The following is a 15,816-nucleotide window of genomic DNA, read 5'->3' on the forward strand; positions in this document are numbered from 1 at the left end:
CGACACAGCACTCATCGAACGTGCGATGTCGTCCGCGAGAGAGATCACCCGGGAGCTCTTGATGCCGGGAGCGGGCTCCAGTTCGTACAAGGTGACGACCGGGCCCGGACAGGCCTGGACGATCTCGCCGCGGATGTTGAAATCCTCCAGCACGCCTTCGAGCAGGCCGGCATTCTGCTGGAGCATCTCGACCGGCATGGTCTCGGCCTGCGCCTGCGGCGGCTCGGCCAGGAACTCGATCGGCGGGAGCTGGAAGCCAGCATCCTGCACCACCGGCAGCTCCACGAGACGCAGCTTTGCCCTGAACGGGGTGACCTTGGCCGATTCGACTGCTACCGGCTCGGGACGAACGGTTTCAGGCTTGGCGGGCTCGGGCTGAACCGGCTTGGACAAAACAGGCTTCGGCTCGACGGCAGGCCGCATGCTGCGGGCCAGTCGAACGCCCGGCTTTGTCGCCATCACGGGCTCGTCCGCGATCGGGGCCTCGTCCTCAACCACAGGCGCTTCGGCCGCCGCCTGCCAGGACGGCGTCGCGGTCTGGAAGCTCACCTGATAGCTCTGCCCCCAGCCGAAGCCGGACCACGCAGGCGCCATGATCGGAGCGACGACCGCGAGCGGCGCGGCTTCGCGCATGGCGGCGGGCGGCTTTTCGTCGAAGGCCATGACCGAAGCATGAACCATCGCGTCCGTCGCCATCATCGCGGGAGCGGCGGCATCGAATGCGAAATCGGCGTCGTCGCGCTCGGCCTCGGGCACGCATTCCCAGAAGGCGTGATCCGAAATGAAATCGAGCGGCGTCGCGACATCCTGCTCCGGGAAGGCGTGGACCTCCGGAGAGGCCTCGAAATCCATCTCGGCAGGCTGCATCTCATCGACGAAGGCATTCTCGCCCGCGTCGAAAGTCAATTCGACATCGGCCGGCTCGTCCATGACGGGTTCGGGCGTCGGCTCGGTGCCGGGAGCGCCCCAGACCTGCCGGATCAGATGATCCGGCGTGCGCCAGAAACGGACGCGGCTCTCGCCCGACGCAGGAGCATTCGGGGACATGCTGATGTCGAATCGCTGCCCGAGAACCGGGGAGGCGGAGAGCTCTCGCTCGGCCTGCGCCAGCTTGCGCTGAGCGTCGGCAGCGCGCGAGGGACGGACATAGGTCGGCCAGAGATTGGATGACGCTGTTTCAGTCCGAAACGGCTCAGCGGCAGAGGCGTGGGGTGTTGCGGTCTGCTGTGGTTGAGCGAGGCGATTATCCTCGGAAACAACGGCGTTCGCGCGGCGGAGGCGATCCAGTTTTTGCATGGGCTTAGGCGAACACTACGCTTCGTTAACCTGAGACCCAGTGCTAGCCCGGCAGGGTTAAGAGACCGTTCCGGCGGTCTCCTTTTCGGTGTCCGAAGGTGGCGCGCCTAGCCCCTCCGCGGCCGTCAACGCGCCTGTGTTTCCGGGGACGGCGCTGCAGCGTCATCGTCCTGCAGTACGCGCCAGGCCGCGCCTTCCAGATCGGCGAACTGGCCTGATCGCATGCACCAGAAGAAGGCACCCAGGCCCAGCAGGCCGAGCCCGAGCGCGAGAGGAAACAGGATGACGATGATGTTCATGCCTCTGCCTCCGGCAATGCCTTGCGGCCGCGCGCGCGCAGGGCGTTGAGGGTCACGACCAGCGACGAGCCCGACATGGCGACGGCAGCGACCAGCGGCGTCGCCAGCCCGGCGATCGCGATCGGCACCGCGACCGCGTTGTAGAGCACGGCGAACCACAGGTTCTGCAGCATCAGCCCGCGCGCCTTGCGGGCAATTTCGAGCGCTGCGGAGACCGGCGCCAAGCTGTCGCCGAGGAAGACGATATCGGCGGCAGCCTGCGCCAGATGCGTGGCACTGACCGGCGATACCGAGACATGCGCGCCAGCGAGCGCCGGCGCATCGTTGAGCCCGTCGCCGACCATCAGAACCTTGCGACCCTTGGCCGCCATGGCGTCGAGCAGGTTCAGCTTGTCGGCCGGGAGCAGGCCCGCCTGCACATGCGCGATGCCGAGCGCGGCCGCGATCGGCGCCACCGCTTCCGGCCGGTCGCCGGAGAGGATCGCGATTTCGAGCCCCGCCGCGCGCAGGGCATCGATCGTCGCGCGCGCATCCGGACGCAGGCTCTGCCCGAGCGCCAGCACGGTACGATAGGAGCCGTGACGATAAGCGATCAGCGAGGCGCCGGGATGCTGCTCCTTGACCGAGACGGCCTCGGCTGCGGCATCGCAGAAGGCGAGGCTGCCGAGCCTCTGCTCGCCATCGCCCTCGCCGACCGACAGGCCCTGTCCGCGCTCCTCGCGAACATCCATTCGGGGAGAGGTGGCGCCGAGAGCGCGCGCCAAAGCCTGCGCCAGCGGATGGGTGCTGGCCATGGCAAGCGCGCCGATCTCCGCCCGGCGCTCGGCCGGCAGTGCTTCGGGGTTGAGGATATCGGGCTCCGGCAGGGTCAGCGTCCCCGTCTTGTCGAAGACGGCGATATCGGCCTCGGCGAGGCGCTCCAGCGCATCGCCCTCCTTGAGCATGATCTTGCGCCTGAACAGGGCGGAAGCGGCGACGACCTGCACGGCGGGGATCGCGAGGCCGAGCGCGCAAGGGCAGGTGATGATCAGCACGGTGGCGGCGATCAGCAGCGCCTCGGGCCAGGGCATGCCCCAGGCAAGCCAGCCGAGGAAGGTCGCGGCCGCCAGGGTATGGACCACGGGCGCGTAGAGCCGCGCTGCGCGGTCCGACAAGTGGACATAGCGTGAGCGGCTGCCGACGGCCTGGCTCATCAGCCGGTCGATCTCGTCGAGCAGCGTGCCCTGGCCTGCGGCCTCGACGCGGATGGTCAGGGCGCCGGTGAGGTTCAGCGTGCCGGCATGGACGCGCTCGCCCTGACCGATCGCAGCCGGCGCGGTCTCGCCGGTAACGAGGCTCTGGTCCAGTTCGGAACGGCCGGTCTCGACGATCCCGTCGACCGAGACGCGCTCGCCCGGGCGGACGAGGACACGGTCGCCGGGCTGGATCGCGGCGATCGGCGTGATCGTCCAGCTGCCATAGTCAGCGAGCCTCGTCGCGGTCTCGGCCTTGAGCGCGGCGAGATTGCCAGCGAGGTCGCGGGTGCGGCGGCGCATGAGCTGGTCGAGATAGCGCCCGATCAGCAGGAAGAAGAGCAGCATCACCACGCCGTCGAAATAGGCGTGACGGCCATGGGTCCAGGTTTCGGCGACCGACATGACGAGCGCCAGCACGACGCCGATGGTGATCGGCACGTCCATGTTGACGGCGCCGGCCCGGAGCGCCCGCAGCGCGCTCTCGAAGAAGGGCCGGCCGGCATAGGCGGCCGTCGGCAGGGCGATCAGCGCCGAGAGCCAGTGGAAGAAGTCGCGCGTCGTCGGGTCGATGTCGCCGCTATTGCCGGCCCAGACCGCGACCGAAAGCAGCATGACGTTCATCGAGGCGAAGCCGGCGACGCCGAGGCGACGCATCAGGCTGCGTTCCTCGGCGACAGCGCCGTCCTCCTGCCGCTCGGCCACGAAGGGATAGGCCTTGAAGCCGAGCGCGCCGAGCTTGTCGACGACAGCTTCCGGCCGCAAAAGCGCCTCGCGCCATTCGACCGAGACGCGCTTCAGCGCGAGGTTGACGCGGGCGCCGAGGATGGCGGGCTCGCGACCGAGCCCGCTCTCGATCGCCTGCATGCAGCCGGCGCAGCGGATGCCGTCGACCGCCAGCTCCATGCTGGCGATGCCGCCGTCGCGGTGGCGCACGAAGACGGAGAGATCCTGCGCCGCCATCTCATTTCTCCGGCAGGGTGATGCGGCTGCGCGAGACGAAGACGACCTCATCGCCACGCTTCGCCTGCAGTTCGAATATCCAGGAGCCGGCTTCGATCTGATCGAAACTCGCCTCGTAGCGGCCGGGCTGGCGCTCGTTCAGTGTGACGTCGTGATCGCGCGCCGAGGTAGCAGGGTGGCGCAGCCGCGCCGTGGCCGTGAAGCCGGAGAGCGGCTGGCCGAGGCTGTCCGCCATGGTCACGCCGAGCGTGGCACCACCGCCTTGGCGGGCGAGCGTGGCCGCCGCCTTCCAGCCGCGGGCATCGCGCGCATGCTGGCGGGCGATCTCCTCGTTGAAATGCTGGCTGGTCTCGTAGGTGCTCTTGGTCTCGACGCCCGGCATGGTGCGCAGCGCCAGCGTCAGGATCGTCGCATTGACCGAGATGATGACGCCGAAGAACAGCACCAGCATCGCGGCGACCATCCAGCCGGTCAATTCGAAGGGGCGGCGCGGGCGCGGGGCGGCAGGGGTGTCGCAGGACATCAGGAAAACTCCGCAGCAGCTCATGGTTTGGCTCCGGGCGCCATGAAGTGGTCGGCCGCGCGCACGGTCTCCCCGGCGAAGAGATCGGAGGCGGTGATGGTGATCGCCTGCGACGCTTCCAGCGGCACGCCGGCCGGCACGGTGACGAGCACGCGCACCTCGCGGGAGGAATCGGGATCGACGGTCACGACCGGCCTGACATCGGCGGTGGGCGCTACGCCGACGGCCTCGATGCGGATGCCCGGCAGGCCATCGACAATCAGCGCGAAGGGGCGAACCTCGGGACGCTTGTTGAGCAGGCGGACCGCATAGGCGTTGCGGATCGAGCCGTCGCTCAAGGTCACGAAGAGCGGTGCGCGCTCGTGCAGCACCGAGATATCGGCGGTGCGGCGCGTCGCGAGCTGCCAGAGCATGGCGCCGCCGACCACGACGATGAGTGCCGCATAGATCGCCGTGCGCGCCCGGAACGGGCGGTAGATCGCCTTTAGGCCGGCCATCCGCCGTTTGACGTTGGTCTCGGTGTCATAGGCGATCAATCGCTTCGGACGGTCGACCTTGGCCATCACGGTGTCGCAGGCGTCGATGCAGAGCCCGCACTGGATGCAGTCGAGCTGGGCGCCGTCGCGGATATCGATGCCGACCGGGCAGACGGCGACGCATTGGTGGCAGTCGATGCAGTCACCGGCCGGCGCGCCCTGTGCCTTGAGCTTCAGAGCATGCTTGACCGAGACGCGCGGCTCGCCGCGGTCGTAGCGATAGGTGACGTTGAGCGCCTCGTCGTCGGTCAGCGCCGCCTGGATGCGCGGCCAGGGGCACATGAACTTGCAGACCTGCTCGCGCATGATGCCGGCGAGCGAATAGGTCGTGAAGGTCAGGATCGCGATCCAGACATAGGCCGAGAGCGGCGCGGTGAATGTCGCGAGCTCCCGCACCAGCGTCGGCGCATCGGCGAAGTAGAGCACCCAGGCGCCGCCGGTCCACCAGGCGATGACGATCCAGACCGCGTGCTTGGCCACCTTGCGCCAGAGCTTGTCGAAGCTCCAGGGCGCGTCATCCAGGCGCATGCGTTCGCGCCGGTCGCCCTCGAAGACACGCTCGACGGCGAGGAAGAGGTCGGTCCAGACCGTCTGCGGGCAGAGATAGCCGCACCAGACCCGACCGGCGAGCGCGTTCATCAGGAAGAGCGCGAAGGCGGCCAGGATCAGCAGGCCGGTGAAGTAATAGACCTCCTGCGGCCAGATCTCGATGAAGAAGAAATAGAACCGGCCATTGGCGATGTCGGCCAGAACGGCCTGGTTCGGCAAGTGCGGGCCGCGGTCCCAGCGCAGGAACGGCAGCAGGTAGTAGATGCCGAGGCACAGGAAGAGGATGAGCCACTTCGCGCGCCGGTACGGGCCCGACACGCTCTGCGGATAGACCTTCCGCGACGCCGCGAAGAGCGGCAGGTCGTCGGAATCGGTCCCGGCCGTGCTCACGCTACTGCCCTCCCCCCAGCGAGTGGACGTAGACGGTCAGCGCCTTGATCGTCGTCGCGTCGAGGCGACCGCCCCAGGCCGGCATCACGCCGTTGCGGCTGTTGGAGATGGTCTCGGTCAGCGAGGCCATGTCCATGCCGTAAAGGCTGATCGCATCGACAAGATTCGGCGCGCCCATCTCCACGTTGCCCTTGCCGGCCTCGCCATGACAGGAGGCGCAGTTGTCGGCGAAGAGCTTACGCCCGAGCGCGAGATTGGCCTTGGGCTCGGTCGGAAGACCCGCGAGCTCGCGGACATGGTTGGCGACCGCATTGATCTCGTCGCGCTTGAGCAGGCCGTCGCGGCCGAAGGCCGGCATCTGGCTGACCCGCGTCTCGTCATTGCCGGCGGCGCGGATGCCGTGGAGGATGGTCTGCTGGATCGCCTCGAGCGAGCCGCCCCAGAGCCAGTCGTCGTCATTGAGGTTCGGATAGCCCTTGGCTCCGGCCCCGCCGACGCCATGACAGGCGGCGCAATTGTCGCCGAAGGCAGCCTTGCCCTGCGCCATCGCGATCTGGAACAAGGTCGGATCGGCCTTGATCTGGGCAGGTGTCGCGTCCGCCATACCCGCGGCCTGGACCGCGCGCTGTGCCTTCAGCTGCGCCATGTCCGCGCTGATGTCGGCGCGACTGGCATAGCCGATCACGCCCTTTGTGGTGTCGGTCAGGAGCGGCCAGGCGGGATAGACGACCCAGTAGCCGATCGACCAGAGGATGCTGGCGTAGAAGATGCCGAGCCACCAGCGCGGCAGCGGCGTGTTGAGCTCGCGGATGCCGTCCCATTCATGGCCGGTCGTGGCGATGCCGGTATGCGGGTCGATATGCGGGGCGTCGTGGTTCTTCTGGTCCATGATCAGTCCTCGCGCAGCGGATTGAGCGCGGCTTGCTCGAAGCGGGCGCGGTTCTTCGGCCAGAATGCGTAGACGCAGACGCCGAGGAAGACGGCGACGAAGTAGAGAAGGCCGACGGACTGGGCGAAGCCGGCAAGCCAGTGATAGGTCGTTTGCATGGCAGCCTCGCTCAGCGGATGTTGGCCTTGTCGTCGTAGAGCTTGAAGTCGACGAGCGTGCCGAGCGCCTGGAGATAGGCGATCATGGCGTCGGCCTCGGTGATGCGCTGCGGGTCGCCGTCGAAATCGCGCGACTGCGCCTTGGGGTAGCGCTTCTCCAGATCGGACTGACCGGGATGGTCCGGCGTCGCCTGCGCCTTCAGGTCGCTTTCGGCTCTGGCGATCATCTCGTCGCCGTAGGGCACGCCACCGGCGCGGTTGGCGCGCAATTCGTCGGCGATGTCGCTGTATTTCAGCTCGGTCTTCGCCAGGAAGGGATAGCCCGGCATGATCGATTGCGGCACGACCGCGCGCGGCTCGGCCAGATGCGCCCGCTGCCACTCGTCGGAATACTTGCCGCCGACGCGGGCGAGGTCCGGCCCGGTACGCTTGGAGCCCCACTGGAAGGGCTTGTCGTACATGCTCTCAGCTGCGAGCGAGTAATGCCCGTAGCGCTCGACTTCGTCGCGCAGCGGCCGGATCATCTGGCTGTGGCAGTTATAGCAACCCTCGCGGACATAGATCGCGCGGCCGGCGAGTTCGAGCGGCGTGTAGGGCCGCATGCCCTGCACGGTCTCGATCGTGTTCTTCAGGTAGAACAGCGGCGCGATCTCCACGAGGCCGCCGACCGAGATCACCAGCAGCACGCCGATGACCAGGATGATCGAGTTGGTCTCGAAGATCTTGTGCTTGGCCCAGAGCGACTTGCGCGCGGGCTTGTGTTCGATGCTCGTCATTCCGGAAACTCCTCAGACGGCCATGGCCAGCGGCGCCGGTGCATCGTCGGCACGCGGCATCTCGGCCGCGCTCTCGGAGCGCACGGTCATCCAGAGGTTGAAGGCCATGATCAGCGCGCCGATCAGGAACAGGGCGCCGCCCAGTGCGCGGATCACGTAGAAGGGATGCATCGCCGCGACGGTCTCGATGAAGGAATATTCGAGGAAGCCGAGCGAGGTGTAGGCGCGCCACATCAGACCCTGGAGGATGCCGGAGACCCACATCGCGCAGATGTAGAAGACGATGCCGAGCGTCGAGATCCAGAAGTGCCAGCTCACCAGCTTGAGCGAGTAGAGCCCCTTGCGGTTCCAGAGCCAGGGCACGAGGCAGTAGATCGCGCCGAAGGAGATATAGGCGACCCAGCCGAGCGCGCCGGAATGGACATGGCCGATGGTCCAGTCGGTGTAGTGCGACAGGCCGTTGACCGCCTTGATCGACATCAGCGGACCTTCGAAGGTCGACATGCCGTAGAAGGCGAGCGAGACGACCATCATCCGCAGGACCGGATCAGTGCGCAGCCGGTCCCAGGCGCCGGACAGGGTCATGATGCCGTTGATCATGCCGCCCCAAGAGGGCATCCACAGCATGATCGAGAAGGTCATGCCCAGCGTCTGCGCCCAGTCGGGCAAAGCGGTGTAGTGGAGATGGTGGGGGCCGGCCCAGATATAGATGAAGATCAGCGCCCAGAAATGGATGATCGAGAGCCGGTAGCTGTAGATCGGCCGCTCCGCGCGCTTGGGCACGAAGTAGTACATGATCGCAAGGAAGCCGGCGGTGAGGAAGAAGCCGACCGCGTTATGGCCGTACCACCACTGGAACATCGCGTCCTGCACGCCCGACCAGAGGCCGTAGGAGCGCGGCGACAGGAGCGAGACCGGCACGGCGACGTTGTTGCCGATATGCAGGACCGCGATGGTCAGGATGAAGCCGAGATAGAACCAGTTCGCCACATAGATATGCGGCTCCCGGCGCTTCATCACCGTACCCAGGAAGACCAGGAGATAGACGACCCAGACGATGGTCAGCCAGAGATCGGCATACCATTCCGGCTCGGCGTATTCCTTGCCCTGGGTGATGCCCAGCAGGTAGCCGGTGCCGGCGATGACAATGAAGAAATTGTAGCCGAGCACGACGAACCAGGGCGACAGGACGCCCGCGAGCCGCGCGCGACAGGTGCGCTGCACGACGTAGAAGGACGTGCCGATCAGCACGTTGCCGCCGAAGGCGAAGATCACCGCCGAGGTATGCAGCGGCCGCATCCGGCCGAAATTGATCCAGGGCAGATCGAAGTTCAGCGCCGGGAAGGCGAGCTGCGAGGCGATGAGCAGGCCGACCGTGAAGCCTGCGATGCCCCAGACCATTGCAGCCACGGTCGCGAATTTGACCGGGCCGAAATTGTAGTTGGGCTTGCCGTCGATCTCCTGCGGCTCGGCCGGCGCGGTTCCGTCGAAGCACCGATTGGCGATCAGGACGATGCTGGCGACGGAGGCCACGACACCGAGCATGGCGTGGAAGGCGTAGCCGGAGCTCTCGGTCAGCGCCGCGATCACGATCAGCGGCAGCACGCAGGCCGCCGCGATCAGCATCCCGATCATTTCGCCGACAGTTGCCTGCCTGACAGGGCTTGCCGTTGCCGTCACATCCGACTCCCGCTTCGTCTCCGGCGCATGAGCGCGCCCTTCGCGGAAGGCTTAGCGAGAGGGAGAAGGCAGGGCGTTGATTCAGGTCAAGGGCGGCGCCGCGCGGGGTGCGGCGCGGCAGCGCAGGCTCAGGCCGCGACGGCGCTCATCCGCTCGGCATTCATCACGCGCACGCCGCCGGGAACGATCAGGATCGTCTTGTCCTTGGCGAGACGGGTGAAGGTGCGGCTGACGGTCTCGATGGTCAGGCCGAGGAAATCGGCGATATCCTGCCGGGTCATCGGCAAGGGCACCGTGACCGAGGGCTTGCCGAGCCGGGCCCAGCGCTGCTGCATGCCGAGCAGGAAGCAGATCAGCTTCTCCTCGGCCGTCCGCCGACCCAGCAGCATCATCTGCTCATGGGCGAGCGTCAGCTCGTGAGTGGCGAACTCGTGCAGACGCTTCAGCAGATGCGGCTTGGCATCGACCAGCGCCGTATAGGCGCCGCGCGAGAAGGCGCAGACCGCGACCTCGCCGATGGCATCGGCCGAGAAGCCGTAGGCATCGCGCATGGCAAGCCCAAGGAAATCGCCCGGCAACGCGAAGCCCACCACCTGACGACGGCCATCGGACAAGAGCTTGTAGAGACGCACGACGCCAGCCGTGACATTGTAGACCGAATGCGCCTCGCGCCCTTGCGTGAACAGCGTCTCGCCCGAGGCGAAACGTGTGGGATGCGCGAGCGATTCCAGCAGCGCCAGTTCGTCATCCGTCAGAGACGCGCAGACGCTGACCAGACGCACCATGCAGCTACGGCAGCCGCCATCGCTACAGGTTGAGGCACTGCAGCCCGTGGGGTGACAGTTCACGATCGCACCTTCCAAGTCATCGGCGGACCATACCGCATGGATTCAAGCCAACAAAGCGCGCTTCCAGTCGCAGGCAGCTGATTTGATCCAGATCAATGCGCCTTCACTAGCCGCGCAATCACGGTGCGTCTTCCCAATTCCGGAGAGTGTTCGTGACTGGCGATGATATCTTCGAGGTCGCGCGCATCGCGCCGGCCGGCGCCGACACGGTCTTCAACCTCGTCGCCATGCTGCATCCGGAGGTGACGCCGGAGGGCTGGGCCGAATTCGTGCGCGACAATTCACAGGACGGCGCCAGGCCACGCGGCGTCTTCGCGCTGCGCGATGCGCGCGCCATGCCGCATGCCGTCTTCACCTTCCGCGTCGCGCAGACGATCTCCGGAAGCGCAGCATTGGAGATATCGGAGCTCGCGATGCTCCGGCTGCCGGGCACCTATCTGGTGAATGCGCTGCTGCGCTTCGCCAACCAGCTTGCGGTCGAGCTCGACCTGCCCCGGATCGCGATCTCGCTGGAGCGCTCCGCCGCCTGGCCGCAGGACCATGACGCGCTCCAGCGTTCGGGCTTCCAGGTCGACCGGATGATGGTGCTGGGCCGGGCACAACTGGCGCCGACGCCCCCCAATTGACCTACCTCAAACCGGACACCGGTCCGGATCAGCGGCCGTTGGCCTTCCGCCAGGCCGCGAAATCGACCTTGGTCTGCTCCTCCGTCGCCGGGTAGAGGCCGAGGATCGAGCGGCCCTTCAGCACTTCCTCGGTGACGAAATCCTCGAAGGCGGTCATCTCGACGGCCTCAGTCGCAACCTCGTCGGCGAGATGGGCGGGGATGACGATGACGCCCTCGGCATCGCCGACCACGACATCGCCCGGAAACACCGCGACATCGCCGCAACCGATCGGCACGTTGATGTCGATCGCCTGGTGCAGGGTCAGGTTGGTCGGGGAAGACGGCCGGTTGTGATAGGTCGGGAAAGGCAATCCCGCGATCTCGTAGGAGTCGCGGAAGCCGCCATCGGTGACGACACCGGCGACGCCGCGCTTCATCAGGCGCGAAACGAGGATGCCGCCGGCCGAGGCGGCGCGCGGGTCCTTGCGGCTGTCGATCACCATCACGGCGCCGGGCGGGCAGTCCTCGACCGCCTTGCGCTGCGGATGGGCCCGGTCCTGAAAGACGGAGAGCTGGTTCAGGTCCTCGCGCGCCGGGATGTAGCGGAGCGTGAAGGCCTCGCCGACCATGGTGCCGGCACCGGGATTGAGCGGGCGGACATCCTGGATGAACTGGTTGCGCAGGCCGCGCTTGAACAGGGCGGTGCAGAGCGTGGCGACGGAGACCGTGCGCAGCTTCTCGCGGGTTTCCGGCTTCAGACTGGGCATGCGTTCACCTTCCGACGTCCGTGGCTCCCGCCGACCGGCAGGCGGCGGAGAAGTTCCCGCGATCCGACCCGTTTTGTAAAGGCTGTGCGGGGCGCGAAATGCGCAACCCGCTCTTGCCTGGCGAATATTCGCCTATTTGCCCCAGCGCAGCGCCAGCGGATCGAGCTCGCGCGCCAGCTCGATCAGGCCCTCGCGGGTCTTCGGATGCAGCGGCGTCAAGGGATGGCGCACGGCCTCCGACCGGATCACGCCGCCTTCCTTCATCACCGCCTTGGCCGAGCGCAGGCCGCATTGGCGGTTCTCGTAATTGATGATCGGCAGGACCCGGGCATAGAGCGCCGCCGCCTGCTTGCGGTCGCCGGCGGCGTGAGCAGCGAGGATCGGCTTGATCATGTCGGGGATCATCGCCGAGGTCATGGTGCCGGTCGCGCCCGCGTCGAGATCGGCCATCAGCGTGATCGCCTCCTCGCCGTCGAAGGGGCCGACGACCGCATCGCCGCCGGCCTCGATCAGCGCGCGCAGCTTGTTCGCCGTGCCGGGCACCTCGATCTTGAAATAGCGGACGAGCGGCACCTCCTTCGCCAGCCGGATCATGAAGGGCACGGTCATGGTCACGCCCGAGAGCGGCGCGTCCTGCAGAATGACGGGCAAGCCGCAGGCGTCCGCAACAGCCTTGAAATGCTCGATCATGCCTTGCTCGTCGGCCTTGAGCAGCGCGCCGTGATAGGGCGGCATCATCATCAGCATCTTGGCGCCGGCATCGGCCGCCGCCTTGGCGCGGGCAGCCGCGATACGCGTCGAGAAATGCGAGGTGGTGACGATGACCGGCACCCGGCCCGCGACCTGCTCCAAAGAGAGGCGCATCACCTGCTCGCGCTCCTCATCGGTGAGCAGGAACTGCTCCGAGAAATTGGCGAGGATGCAGATGCCGTCGACACCCTGGTCGACCATCAGGTCCATGACGCGCTTGTTGCCCTCGACATCGAGGTCGCCATTCTCGTGGAAGATGGTCGGCGCGATCGGCAGGATGCCCTTGTAGGATTCGGTCATGGCGTCATCTCGTCGGTGCGGACAGGAAGGGATTCAGACGGCGCTAGCAGCCTTCGTGCCGCGCAAGCGGCGCGCGATCGAACCAAGGACCGGCATGACCAGCAGCGCGAGGCCGATCGTCATCAGCGTCGAGACCAGCGGGTTCGACCAGAAGATCGAGAGCGAGCCCTGGCTGAAGATCATCGACTGGCGGAAGGCGTCCTCGGCCTTGTCGCCGATCACCATGGCGAGCACGAGCGGCGCGATCGGGTAGTCGAGCTTCTTGAAGAGATAGCCGACGAGGCCGAAGATCAGGGCGAGCCAGATGTCGAACTCCTTGCTCGCGGCGGTGAAGGCGCCGATGAAGCAGATCACCACGATGATCGGCCCGATGATCGAGAAGGGAATGCGCAGGATCGAGGCGAAGAGCGGCACCGTCGCCAGCACGACCACGACCGCGACGAGATTGCCGAGATACATCGAGGCGATCAGGCCCCAGACGAAATCCGGCCGGTCGGTAAAGAGCGTCGGGCCGGGATTGAGGCCCCAGATCATCAGGCCGCCCATCATCACCGCAGCCGTCGCCGAGCCGGGAATGCCGAGCGCGAGCATCGGCAGCATGGCAGCGGAGCCGGCTGCGTGGTCGGCGGTCTCGGGCGCGATCACGCCCTCGGGTTCGCCCTTGCCGAACTTGGCGGGGTGACGCGAGGAGCGCTTGGCCATGGCATAGCTCATGAAGGAGGCCGCCGTCGGCCCGCCCGGCGTGATGCCCATCCAGATGCCAATCAGCGAGGAGCGCAGCAGGGCGAGCCAATAGCGCGGCAGCTTGGCGGCAGTGCGCAACACATCGCCGACGCGGACCTTGGCGGCGACGCCCTCGAATTTCAGCCCCTCCTCCATCGTCAGCAGCAATTCGCCGATGCCGAACAGGCCGATGACGGCGATCAGGAAGCTGACGCCGGCGAGCAGCACGTCGAACTCGAAGGTCAGGCGGACATTGCCGGAGACCGAATCCATGCCGATCGTCGCGAGCGCGAAGCCGATCGCCATCGAGACGACGGTCTTGAAGGGCGAGGCGCCACCGAGCCCGATGAAGCTCGCGAAGGTCATGAAATAGACGGCGAAATATTCAGGCGAGGAGAAGCGCAGCGCGAATTTCGCGACCCAGCCGGAGAGCAGCGTGATCAGGATGACGCCGGCGAGCGCGCCGAAGCCGGCCGAGAGGAAGGCGAAGGAGAGCGCCTCGGTCGCCTTGCCCTGCTTGGCCATCGGGTGGCCGTCGAAGGTGGTCGCGACCGATGAGGGCTCGCCGGGGATGTTGAACAGGATCGAGGTGGTCGAGCCGCCGAAGAGCGCGCCCCAGTAAAGCGAGGTCAGCAGGATGATCGCCGAGACCGGGTCCATCGAGAAGGTCAGCGGCAGCAAGAGCGAGACGCCGTTCGGCGCGCCGAGCCCCGGCAGGACGCCGACGAGCACGCCGAGGAGGACGCCCGCCATCATCAGCAGGACATGGTGCGTGGTGAGCGCGACCGAGAAGCCGTGCATCAGGTTGGCGATGTTGTCCATGCTGATATCCCCGCCGTCTCAGAGGCCGATGAGCGGCTCGATCGGGCCCTTGAGCAGGCCGATCTGGAAGAATTTCTCGAGCGCGAAATAGAAGAACGCCGCCGTCACGAAGGCGGTGGCGAGGCTCTGCAGCCAGCCATACCGCCCCTGGAAGCGCATCGCGAAGACGAGATAGAGGATCGTCGCGACATACATGCCGAGCGTCGCGCTCACCACGACGAAGGCGACGAGCGGCAGCAGGAAGGACAGCACCCGCTTGCCGCGCTCGGCGTCGAGGAACGCCTCGGCGAGCACGGCCTTTCCGGAGATGCGTTGACCGAGCGTCACAGCGATCGTGCCGAGGCTCGCCAGCGCGATCAGCGCGCCCGCGTAGAAGGGAAAGGCGCCGGGCTGCGGACCGGACGTATCCCAGCCGATGCCGAATTCGAGCGAGCCCTTCACGATGACGAGCCCGAAGACGAGCGTCAGGATCGCGGTCCCGATCTCGGCCCAGAAGCGGGTGACCATGCAGTGGGTTCCTCCTTGCGGGAGCGGCGGGAAGGCACGGCTGAAAGAAGAAGCGGGTCATCCCGGACGGAGCGAAGCGGAGATCCGGGATCCATGCCTGAGCGTACCCGGTCGAGGTTCCGGCATGGATCCCGGGTCAAGCCCGGGATGACCGCGTGTTTACGAGGTAAATCGGCGTGCGCCGATCCCACCTTACTTCGCGACCCAGCCTTCGTTCTCGAAGACCTTCTTGTTCGCCGCCTCGTCCTTGGCGACGAAATCAGCGAGCTCCTTGCCCTTCATGAACTTGGCGGTCTGGGCAGTGCGCGTCACGAATTCCAGCCATTCCGGGGTCTTGGAGACCTTCTCGAGCAGGCCGGCGTAATAGGTCACGGCATCAGCCGGGACGTCGGCCGGCAGCCAGACGGTACGCGGCATCTGGAAGGTCTCCAGCGGCAGGCCGGCTTCCTTGCAGGTCGGGATATCGCCCCAGCCCTTGCCCTCGAAGACGGGCTCGCCCTTGGCGAGGCGGGCCGGCGAGAAGACGCAGAGCGGCTTCACCTGCCCGGCCTTCCACTGGCCGATATTCTCGTTGGGGTTGTTGGTGTTGGAGTCGATATGGCCGCCGGCGAGCTGCACCGCCGCGGCGCTGCCGCCCTGGAACGGCACGTAGATCCACTTCACGCCGGTGGCGTCCTGGATCATCGAGGTCAGCGTCTGATCAGTGTCCTTCGACTGGCTGCCGCCCATCTTGAAGCCCATCGGCTTGGCCTTGACCGCCTCGAGATAGCTCTTGGCGTCGGCATAGGGCGCATCGCCCTTGACCCAGAGCAGGAACTCGTCGAGCGCCAGCGCTGCGACCGGGGTCAGATCCGAGACCTTGTAGCCGAGCTTGGCGACGTAAGGCAGCAGATAGGCGTTGTTGGTGCCGAAAATGACGCGGTTCGGATCGCCCTTGGCGCCCTTGCCATAGACATAGCCTTCGGCGCCGGAGCCGCCGCCCTTGTTCACCACCACGATCGGCTGCTCGGTGAACTTGTGCTTGGTGATGATCGACTGAATGATGCGGGCGAAATTGTCGGTGCCGCCGCCGGCGCCCGAGGTCACGACGAACTCGATCGGCTTGGTCGGCTCCCAGGCCTGTGCAGCACCGATGCCGCCAAGCGTGAGCGCGCCGGCGAATACAGCCGAAATGGCAATAGTCTTCATGGTTTCTCTCCCT

General features: G+C 66.6%; 16 protein-coding genes. 1 reads left to right on the top strand and 15 read right to left on the bottom strand.

All coding sequences use genetic code 11. The annotated features are described in order from the left end of the window. From ACODTJ_RS24170 to ACODTJ_RS24215, 10 genes are all read right to left on the bottom strand, one after another. Positions 1-1,047: DNA translocase FtsK (locus ACODTJ_RS24170; protein WP_488850385.1), on the bottom strand; the 1,047-nt coding region annotated here is incomplete at its 3' end. Between the two features lie 374 nt (positions 1,048-1,421). After that, the gene (ccoS, locus tag ACODTJ_RS24175; protein WP_454658650.1) at positions 1,422-1,595 is read right to left on the bottom strand and encodes a cbb3-type cytochrome oxidase assembly protein CcoS; all 174 of its coding nucleotides are present in this window, start codon (positions 1,593-1,595) and stop codon (positions 1,422-1,424) included. Then, positions 1,592-3,790: a heavy metal translocating P-type ATPase gene (locus ACODTJ_RS24180; RefSeq protein WP_488850387.1), complete on the bottom strand. Its 2,199-nt coding sequence runs from the start codon at positions 3,788-3,790 to the stop codon at positions 1,592-1,594. Before ACODTJ_RS24180 ends, ccoS begins: the two co-directional genes overlap by 4 nt. Position 3,791: 1 nt before the next feature. Continuing rightward, positions 3,792-4,313: a FixH family protein gene (locus ACODTJ_RS24185; protein WP_488850389.1), complete on the bottom strand. Its 522-nt coding sequence runs from the start codon at positions 4,311-4,313 to the stop codon at positions 3,792-3,794. Between the two features lie 20 nt (positions 4,314-4,333). Further along, positions 4,334-5,788 (bottom strand): cytochrome c oxidase accessory protein CcoG, encoded by a 1,455-nt coding sequence (gene ccoG, locus ACODTJ_RS24190; RefSeq protein ID WP_454658653.1) that lies wholly within the window; start codon positions 5,786-5,788, stop codon positions 4,334-4,336. 1 nt (position 5,789) lies between these two features. Further along, the gene (ccoP, locus tag ACODTJ_RS24195) at positions 5,790-6,677 is read right to left on the bottom strand and encodes a cytochrome-c oxidase, cbb3-type subunit III (RefSeq protein ID WP_454658654.1); all 888 of its coding nucleotides are present in this window, start codon (positions 6,675-6,677) and stop codon (positions 5,790-5,792) included. 2 nt (positions 6,678-6,679) lie between these two features. Beyond that, positions 6,680-6,835 (bottom strand): cbb3-type cytochrome oxidase subunit 3, encoded by a 156-nt coding sequence (locus ACODTJ_RS24200; RefSeq protein ID WP_055728507.1) that lies wholly within the window; start codon positions 6,833-6,835, stop codon positions 6,680-6,682. 11 nt (positions 6,836-6,846) lie between these two features. After that, positions 6,847-7,611: a cytochrome-c oxidase, cbb3-type subunit II gene (gene ccoO, locus ACODTJ_RS24205; protein ID WP_454658655.1), complete on the bottom strand. Its 765-nt coding sequence runs from the start codon at positions 7,609-7,611 to the stop codon at positions 6,847-6,849. Between the two features lie 12 nt (positions 7,612-7,623). Continuing rightward, positions 7,624-9,246, bottom strand: coding sequence for a cytochrome-c oxidase, cbb3-type subunit I (ccoN, locus tag ACODTJ_RS24210; RefSeq protein ID WP_454659064.1), 1,623 nt, complete (start codon positions 9,244-9,246; stop codon positions 7,624-7,626). A 173-nt stretch (positions 9,247-9,419) separates the two neighbouring features. After that, entirely contained in the window at positions 9,420-10,076 is a 657-nt protein-coding gene (locus ACODTJ_RS24215; protein ID WP_454658656.1) for a helix-turn-helix domain-containing protein, read from the bottom strand. 215 nt (positions 10,077-10,291) lie between these two features. Between ACODTJ_RS24215 and ACODTJ_RS24220 the strand changes: the two genes are divergently transcribed. Next, positions 10,292-10,765: a hypothetical protein gene (locus ACODTJ_RS24220; protein WP_454658657.1), complete on the top strand. Its 474-nt coding sequence runs from the start codon at positions 10,292-10,294 to the stop codon at positions 10,763-10,765. A gap of 28 nt (positions 10,766-10,793) precedes the next feature. Here the strand turns inward: ACODTJ_RS24220 and ACODTJ_RS24225 are convergent, their stop codons facing one another. The 5 genes from ACODTJ_RS24225 to ACODTJ_RS24245 form a co-directional block, all read right to left on the bottom strand. Continuing rightward, a complete protein-coding gene (locus ACODTJ_RS24225; RefSeq protein ID WP_454658658.1) occupies positions 10,794-11,513 on the bottom strand; it encodes a ribonuclease activity regulator RraA in 720 nt (239 codons plus the stop codon). A gap of 132 nt (positions 11,514-11,645) precedes the next feature. Beyond that, positions 11,646-12,563: a dihydrodipicolinate synthase family protein gene (locus ACODTJ_RS24230; RefSeq protein ID WP_454658659.1), complete on the bottom strand. Its 918-nt coding sequence runs from the start codon at positions 12,561-12,563 to the stop codon at positions 11,646-11,648. Between the two features lie 33 nt (positions 12,564-12,596). Further along, entirely contained in the window at positions 12,597-14,108 is a 1,512-nt protein-coding gene (locus ACODTJ_RS24235; protein ID WP_454658660.1) for a tripartite tricarboxylate transporter permease, read from the bottom strand. A gap of 18 nt (positions 14,109-14,126) precedes the next feature. Next, on the bottom strand, positions 14,127-14,615 hold the full coding sequence (locus tag ACODTJ_RS24240) for a tripartite tricarboxylate transporter TctB family protein (RefSeq protein WP_454658661.1): 489 nt from the start codon (positions 14,613-14,615) through the stop codon (positions 14,127-14,129). A gap of 192 nt (positions 14,616-14,807) precedes the next feature. Next, positions 14,808-15,803 (bottom strand): Bug family tripartite tricarboxylate transporter substrate binding protein, encoded by a 996-nt coding sequence (locus ACODTJ_RS24245; RefSeq protein ID WP_454658662.1) that lies wholly within the window; start codon positions 15,801-15,803, stop codon positions 14,808-14,810. Positions 15,804-15,816: the final 13 nt, after the last annotated feature.

This window comes from Allobosea sp. FG18 (assembly GCF_057809495.1).

Bases quoted from the DNA above. Each gene is read 5' to 3' on its own strand.
- ccoS (WP_454658650.1), bottom strand. From the start codon at position 1,595: ATGAACATCATCGTCATCCTGTTTCCTCTCGCGCTCGGGCTCGGCCTG.
- ACODTJ_RS24240 (WP_454658661.1), bottom strand. From the start codon at position 14,615: ATGGTCACCCGCTTCTGGGCCGAGATCGGGACCGCGATCCTGACGCTC.
- ACODTJ_RS24185 (WP_488850389.1), bottom strand. From the start codon at position 4,313: ATGTCCTGCGACACCCCTGCCGCCCCGCGCCCGCGCCGCCCCTTCGAA.
- ACODTJ_RS24245 (WP_454658662.1), bottom strand. From the start codon at position 15,803: ATGAAGACTATTGCCATTTCGGCTGTATTCGCCGGCGCGCTCACGCTT.
- ACODTJ_RS24230 (WP_454658659.1), bottom strand. From the start codon at position 12,563: ATGACCGAATCCTACAAGGGCATCCTGCCGATCGCGCCGACCATCTTC.
- ACODTJ_RS24235 (WP_454658660.1), bottom strand. From the start codon at position 14,108: ATGGACAACATCGCCAACCTGATGCACGGCTTCTCGGTCGCGCTCACC.
- ccoO (WP_454658655.1), bottom strand. From the start codon at position 7,611: ATGACGAGCATCGAACACAAGCCCGCGCGCAAGTCGCTCTGGGCCAAG.
- ccoN (WP_454659064.1), bottom strand. From the start codon at position 9,246: ATGATCGGGATGCTGATCGCGGCGGCCTGCGTGCTGCCGCTGATCGTG.
- ccoP (WP_454658654.1), bottom strand. From the start codon at position 6,677: ATGGACCAGAAGAACCACGACGCCCCGCATATCGACCCGCATACCGGC.
- ACODTJ_RS24215 (WP_454658656.1), bottom strand. From the start codon at position 10,076: ATGGTGCGTCTGGTCAGCGTCTGCGCGTCTCTGACGGATGACGAACTG.
- ACODTJ_RS24200 (WP_055728507.1), bottom strand. From the start codon at position 6,835: ATGCAAACGACCTATCACTGGCTTGCCGGCTTCGCCCAGTCCGTCGGC.
- ACODTJ_RS24180 (WP_488850387.1), bottom strand. From the start codon at position 3,790: ATGGCGGCGCAGGATCTCTCCGTCTTCGTGCGCCACCGCGACGGCGGC.
- ACODTJ_RS24225 (WP_454658658.1), bottom strand. From the start codon at position 11,513: ATGCCCAGTCTGAAGCCGGAAACCCGCGAGAAGCTGCGCACGGTCTCC.